At 68.9% G+C, this 6,112-nt stretch carries 6 protein-coding genes; 4 read left to right on the forward strand and 2 right to left on the reverse strand.

The genetic code is table 11. The features are described from left to right. Together ACR2FV_RS09265 and ACR2FV_RS09270 are read right to left on the reverse strand one after the other, a co-directional pair. Positions 1 to 859 (reverse strand): GTP-binding protein (locus ACR2FV_RS09265; RefSeq protein WP_434015404.1); only part of this gene is annotated, 859 nt, incomplete at its 3' end. A gap of 37 nt (positions 860 to 896) precedes the next feature. After that, complete coding sequence (locus ACR2FV_RS09270) at positions 897 to 1,331, reverse strand: (deoxy)nucleoside triphosphate pyrophosphohydrolase (RefSeq protein ID WP_434015405.1); 435 nt, start codon at positions 1,329 to 1,331, stop codon at positions 897 to 899. 176 nt (positions 1,332 to 1,507) lie between these two features. Between ACR2FV_RS09270 and ACR2FV_RS09275 the strand changes: the two genes are divergently transcribed. The 4 genes from ACR2FV_RS09275 to ACR2FV_RS09290 all read left to right on the forward strand — a co-directional run. Then, positions 1,508 to 3,190, forward strand: a complete 1,683-nt coding sequence (locus ACR2FV_RS09275; protein ID WP_434015406.1) for an ABC transporter substrate-binding protein — start codon at positions 1,508 to 1,510, stop codon at positions 3,188 to 3,190. A gap of 92 nt (positions 3,191 to 3,282) precedes the next feature. Then, positions 3,283 to 4,293, forward strand: a complete 1,011-nt coding sequence (locus tag ACR2FV_RS09280; protein WP_434015407.1) for an ABC transporter permease — start codon at positions 3,283 to 3,285, stop codon at positions 4,291 to 4,293. Between the two features lie 10 nt (positions 4,294 to 4,303). After that, positions 4,304 to 5,263, forward strand: coding sequence for an ABC transporter permease (locus tag ACR2FV_RS09285; protein WP_434015408.1), 960 nt, complete (start codon positions 4,304 to 4,306; stop codon positions 5,261 to 5,263). A 13-nt stretch (positions 5,264 to 5,276) separates the two neighbouring features. Further along, positions 5,277 to 6,112: ABC transporter ATP-binding protein (locus ACR2FV_RS09290; RefSeq protein ID WP_434015409.1), on the forward strand; the 836-nt coding region annotated here is incomplete at its 3' end.

Consider the following 6,112-nt stretch of genomic DNA (forward strand, 5'->3'; position numbering starts at 1 on the left):
GCTCGGTGGTCTTGGCCCGCTCGATCGTGCCGTCGGCCCGGCACCACGCCACCTGCTGGCCCTTCTTGATGGTGCCGTTGATCATGCGGCACAGCGCCAGCCGGCCGAGGTAGGGCGACGAGTCGAGGTTGGTGACGAAGGCCTGGAGCGGCATCTCCTCGTCGTAGGAGGGCGGCGGGATGCGCTCGAGGAGGAGGTCGAGCAGCGGCCGCAGGTCGGTGCCGTTGAGGGTGCCGTCCTCGGCCGGCGGGTCGAGGCTGGCGATCCCCTCGCGGGCGATGCAGTAGACGACCGGGAAGTCGATCTGGTCGGCATGCTCGGCCAGGTCGAGGAAGAGCGTCTCGACCTCGTCCACCACCTCGGCCACGCGCGAGTCGGGGCGGTCGACCTTGTTGATGACGAGGATGACCGGCAGTCTGGACTCGAGGGCCTTGCGCAGCACGAAGCGGGTCTGCGGCAGCGGCCCCTCGGACGAGTCGACCAGCAGCGGGACCCCGTCGACCATCGACAGACCCCGCTCCACCTCGCCGCCGAAGTCGGCGTGGCCCGGGGTGTCGATGATGTTGATCGTCACCCCGTCGGGTGAGCCGTTGGCCGCGGCGGAGGGCCCGGCATACCGGATCGCGGTGTTCTTGGCCAGGATCGTGATGCCCTTCTCGCGCTCCAGATCGCCGACATCCATCACCCGGTCGACGTCCTCGCCGCGCTGGTCATCGAAGGCTCCGGACTGGCGCAGCATGGCGTCGACCAGGGTGGTCTTGCCGTGGTCGACGTGGGCGATGATGGCGACATTGCGCAGGTCGGGGCGGCGGCGCAGGTCGGTGCGCGCGCCGACATCGGGGGAAAGCGTGGTGGGCATGCACGGATTGTCTCAGGCAGCGCGCCCGAGTCGTGCATCAGTCGTACATGTGGGCGCCCAGGGCCTGGACCAGGTCACGGTTGCTGGGCAACCACGGTATGCCGTCCAGCCGGCCCCGGGTGAGCCGGCGCAGCTCGTCGTGGTCCTGCAGGGGGCGCGGCGTCCCCGCCTGCACCACCGCCCACCACACGAGCATCCGCAGACCGGGACGCAGTGGCCAGGCGCCGTCCTGCAATGGCCCGACCAGCACCTCGCCGAGCTGCACGCTGATGCCGAGCTCCTCGGCGATCTCACGGTGCAGCGCGTCCTGCGGGGTCTCCCCCGGCTCGACCTTGCCGCCGGGCAGCTCCCAGAGCCCGGCCAGTTCGGGCGGCCTGGTGCGGCGGCCGGCCAGCAGCAGCGTGGGCCGGCTGCTGTCGTCGACCAGCGCGGCCGCTACGACGAGCGTGCCTTCGGGGCCAGGCGGCGGCATACCGCCTAGTGCTATCACGCGGATGGCGCGAGGAGGCAAAGGTCAAGGTTGGGTCACATTTGCGGCCCGCCATGCCCCACGACGCTTCGACATGGGTACATTGCCCTTCAACCGGCGGTGTGCCGCCGGACCCGGCCGGCTACCCGTGGCGGCGGGACATCTTTGGAGGAGGCACGATGATCAACCGCAAAGTGGCTGCCGTCGCCGGCAGTGCCGCGCTGGCCCTGGTCCTGGCGTCCTGCGCCGAGTCCGAGCGCGCGAGCGACTCAGGTGGCGGATCGGAGAGCGGCGGCTCCGAGGGCGCTAGTGATGCGCAGTTCATCTTCGGCGCGGCCGGCGCCCCCACCACATTCGACCCGTTCTACGCAAGTGACGGCGAGACCTTCCGGGTCACCCGGCAGATCTTCGAGAACCTGATCGGCATCGAGGAGGGTGGCTCCGAGGCCGTCCCCGAGCTGGCGAAGTCCTGGGAGGGCACCGAGGACGGACTGACCTGGACCTTCGAGCTCCAGGACGGAGTGAAGTTCCACGACGGCACCGACTTCAACGCCGAGGCCGTGTGTGCCAACTTCGAGCGGTGGTACACCCAGAACGAGGTCGGTCAGAACGACGCCGTCACCGCCTACTGGGCCAGCGACTTCGGCGGCTTCAAGGGCGGAGAGGAGAGCCTCTACGAGTCGTGTGAGGCCACCGACGAGATGACCGCCACGGTGAAGGTCACCCGGTCGACCGGCAAGTTCCCGATGGTGCTCAGCCAGTCCTCCTACGCCATGCAGAGCCCCACCGCCATGGAGAAGTACAACGCCAACGAGGTGAAGCAGCAGGGCGAGGGCTTCGTCTTCCCGGAGTATGCGACCTCGCACCCGACCGGCACCGGGCCGTTCCAGTTCGAGTCCTACGACGACGCCAACGGCACGATCACGCTGACCCGGTTCGAGGACTACTGGGGCGAGAAGGCCGGGGTGCAGAAGCTGATCTTCCGGGTCATCGCCGACGAGACCTCGCGGCGCCAGGAGCTGGAGGCCGGCACGATCAACGGCTACGACCTGCCCAACCCGGTCGACTGGGCCTCACTGGAGGAGGCCGGCAACCAGGTGCTGCTGCGCGATCCCTTCAACATCCTCTACCTCGGTCTCAACCCGGTCGCCAACGAGGAGCTGACGGACGACCTGGTCCGCCAGGCGCTCTACATGGCGATCGACCGCGAGCAGCTGGTCGACAGTCAGCTGCCCGACGGCGCCGAGGTGGCCACCCAGTTCGTCCCGCCGACCATCGCCGGCTACAACGAGAGCCTGCAGCCGGTCGAGTACGACCCCGATGCGGCCGAGCAGCTGCTCGCCGACGCCGGCATGGAGGACCTCAGCCTCGACCTCTGGTACCCGACCCAAGTGTCCCGGCCCTACATGCCGGACCCCCAGCGGATCTACGAGGCGGTCAAGAGCGACTGGGAGGACGTCGGCATCACCGTCAACCCGGTGGCCAAGCCCTGGGCCGGTGGCTACCTCGACGGCATCCAGCAGAGTCAAGCTCCGGCGTACTTCCTGGGTTGGACGGGTGACTACAACTCGGCCGACAACTTCCTGGGCGCGTTCTTCTCTGGTGCGGACAACTCCTTCGGCACGTCGGAGTACCCGTGGGGTGAGGAGCTACAGACCAGGCTTCGCGAGGCCGACGCCGAGCCGGACGAGGACAAGCGAGTCGAGCTCTACCAGGAGCTCAACGCCTCCATCATGGAGTGGCTGCCCGGTCTGCCCATCTCGCACTCGCCACCGGCGATCGTGGTGGGGCCGAACGTGGAGGGCCTGGTGCCCAGTCCGCTGACGGCCGAGAACTTCGCGACCGTCACCATCTCCGAGTAGGGCACGCACGACGAGGACGGGCCGGCACGACGAGGTGCCGGCCCGTCCGCTGACCGGTATGTTCCCCGTCCGTCCCTGCCGAAGGAGCCGCGGTGCTGAGGTTCATCGTCCGTCGCCTGCTGCAGATGCTCCTCGCGCTGTTTGCGCTCAGCATCCTGCTCTTCGCCTGGCTGCGCTCGCTGCCCGGTGGCCCGGTCAGTGCACTGCTCGGCGAGCGCGGCACGGTGGAGTCGCGGGCCGCGCTGGAGAAGGAGCTCGGTCTGGACCGGCCGATCTGGGTGCAGTACTGGGCGTTCCTGAAGCGGGCCCTGAGCGGGGACTTCGGCGTCTCCAACGGCGTCCGTCCCGGCACACCGGCGATGGAGGTGTTCCTCACCCGGCTGCCGGCCACCGTCGAGCTGAGCGTCATCGCGCTGGTCCTCGCTGTCGGCCTGGCCATCCCGCTGGGCTACATCGCGGCCCGGCGCCGCGGGAGCGTCCTGGACACCGGCTCCATCATCGGCTCCCTCGTCGGGGTGGCCGTGCCGGTGTTCTTCCTCGCCTTCGTGCTGAAGTACGTCTTCTCCATCGAGCTGCAGCTGCTGCCCCCCTCCGGGCGACAGACCGCGGGCATCAACGGCACGCACATCACGAACTTCTTCGTGCTCGACGGCATCCTCACCCGGGAGTGGGACGCGGTCTGGGACGCCTTGAAGCACCTCATCCTGCCGGCCATCGCGCTGTCCTCGATCCCGTTCGCGGTGATCTTCCGGATCACCCGGGCCTCGGTGCTGGACGTGATGGACGAGGACTACGTGCGCACCGCGCGAGCCAAGGGGCTGAACGCTCCGGTCATCCGTAGTCGGCATATCATGCGCAACGCGCTCATTCCGGTGGTGACCATCATCGGCCTGCAGATCGGCGCCCTGCTGGCCGGGGCGGTGCTGACCGAGACCGTGTTCGCCTTCCCGGGCATCGGGCAGGCGCTGGCCCTGGGCTTCGAGCGACGCGACTACCCGGTGCTCCAGGTGCTGATCATGATGGCCGCACTGATCTACATCGTGGTCAACCTGGTGGTCGACATCGCCTACGCCGTGATCGACCCCAGGGTCCGGACCCGATGAGGAGACTCCGATGAGCGAGCACACCCCGGCCCCGGGCCGACGGACCAAGAAGGAGAAGATCGACGATCTGGCCGAGTCCGGCTCGGTCTCCTCCGACGAGGGGGTCAGCCTCTGGCTGAGCGCCTGGCGACGGCTGCGCACCAACGTGGTCTTCCTGATCGGGCTGACCATCATCACCCTGTTCGTCCTGTTGGCCATCTTCGCCCCCTGGATCGCTCCGAAGGATCCAACCGCCACCCTGCTGGAGAGTCAGCTGAACCAGCAGGCCAACCCGGTGCCGCCGCCCCAGGACGGCTTCCCGCTGGGCGCGGACTTCGCCGGCCGCGACCTGCTGTCCAGGTTGATCGTCGGGTCGCAGCAGACCCTCATCGTGGGAGTCCTGGCCACCCTGGGTGGCCTGTTCGGCGGACTCACCCTCGGCATCCTGGCCGGCGGCATCGGCGGCTGGGTCGACTCGGCGGTCATGCGCGTCGTCGACGTCATGCTCTCGATCCCCTCGCTACTGATGGCCTTCTCCATCGCCGCGATCTTCGCCAACCCGTCCCAGTGGACCGTGATCCTGGCCATCGCGATCATCCAGGTGCCGATCTTCGCCCGGCTGCTGAGGGGCTCCATGCTCTCCCAGCGGCACAGCGACCACGTGCTCGCGGCCCGGGCTCTCGGAGTCAAGCCGGCGCCCATCGTGTTCCGCCACATGCTGCCCAACTCGCTGGGCCCGGTGATCGTGCAGGCCACCCTGGTGCTGGCCACCGCGATCATCGACGCCGCCGCGCTGTCCTTCCTCGGGCTGGGTTCCGCCGACGACAGCGTCCCGGAATGGGGCCAGATGCTCGGGGCGGCACAGAAGTACTTCAACACCTACCCCCACCTGGCGTTCTACCCCGCCATCTGCATCATCATCGTGGCGCTCGGCTTCACCCTGATGGGCGAGTCGCTGCGCGAGGCGCTGGACCCCAAGTCGCGACGGTGAGGAAGGAGAGGCCATGAGCACCGCAACCACCACGTCCCGGCCCCGGTCCGGGAACTCCGGCGAGGCACTGCTGGAGGTCGAGGACCTCACCGTCCGCTTCGGGCGAGCGACCAAGCACACCGAGGTGTTCACCGCCGTCGACGGGGTCAGCTTCTCGGTCGCCCCCGGGCAGACCGTCGGCCTGGTCGGGGAGTCCGGGTGCGGCAAGTCCGTGACCTCGCTCGCGATCATGCAGCTCCTGCCCGAGCGCGGCAACACGGTCACCGGCAGCGTGCGCTTCGAGGGCACCGAGCTGACCACGCTGTCCGGCGCCGAGATGCGCGACAAGCGCGGCGCCGACCTGGCGATGATCTTCCAGGACCCGCTGAGCTCGCTCAACCCCGTCGTGTCCCTCGGCGTCCAGGTGGCCGAGGTGCTGCAACGGCACCGGGGGATGAAGAAGAACGCAGCCACCAAGCGCGCCGAGGAGCTGCTGGACAAGGTCGGCATCCCCGACCCCACCCGACGGCTCGATGAGTACCCGCACCAGCTCTCCGGCGGGATGCGCCAGCGCGCCCTGATCTCCATGGCGCTGGCCTGCGAGCCCCGCCTGCTCATCGCCGACGAGCCGACGACCGCCCTCGACGTCACCATCCAGGCGCAGATCCTGCGGCTTCTCGCCGACCTGCAGCGCGAGCTCGGCATCGCGCTGATCCTCATCACCCACGACCTCGGCATCGTCGCCCGCCTCGCCCACAGGGTCGCCGTCATGTACGCCGGCGAGGTGGTCGAGGCCGGGAAGGCGGAGGCGCTGTTCCGCGACCCGCGCCACCCCTACACGCAGGGTCTTTTGAGCTGCATCCCGGTGCC

It is taken from the genome of Ornithinimicrobium sp. (genome assembly GCF_051004135.1).
In the GTDB taxonomy this organism is placed as follows: Bacteria; Actinomycetota; Actinomycetes; order Actinomycetales; family Dermatophilaceae; genus Ornithinicoccus.

What these genes read in the sequence shown, in the direction of transcription:
- ACR2FV_RS09270 (WP_434015405.1), bottom strand. Translation starts at nt 1,331, where the DNA reads ATGCCGCCGCCTGGCCCCGAAGGCACGCTCGTCGTAGCGGCCGCGCTG.
- ACR2FV_RS09275 (WP_434015406.1), top strand. Translation starts at nt 1,508, where the DNA reads ATGATCAACCGCAAAGTGGCTGCCGTCGCCGGCAGTGCCGCGCTGGCC.
- ACR2FV_RS09285 (WP_434015408.1), top strand. Translation starts at nt 4,304, where the DNA reads ATGAGCGAGCACACCCCGGCCCCGGGCCGACGGACCAAGAAGGAGAAG.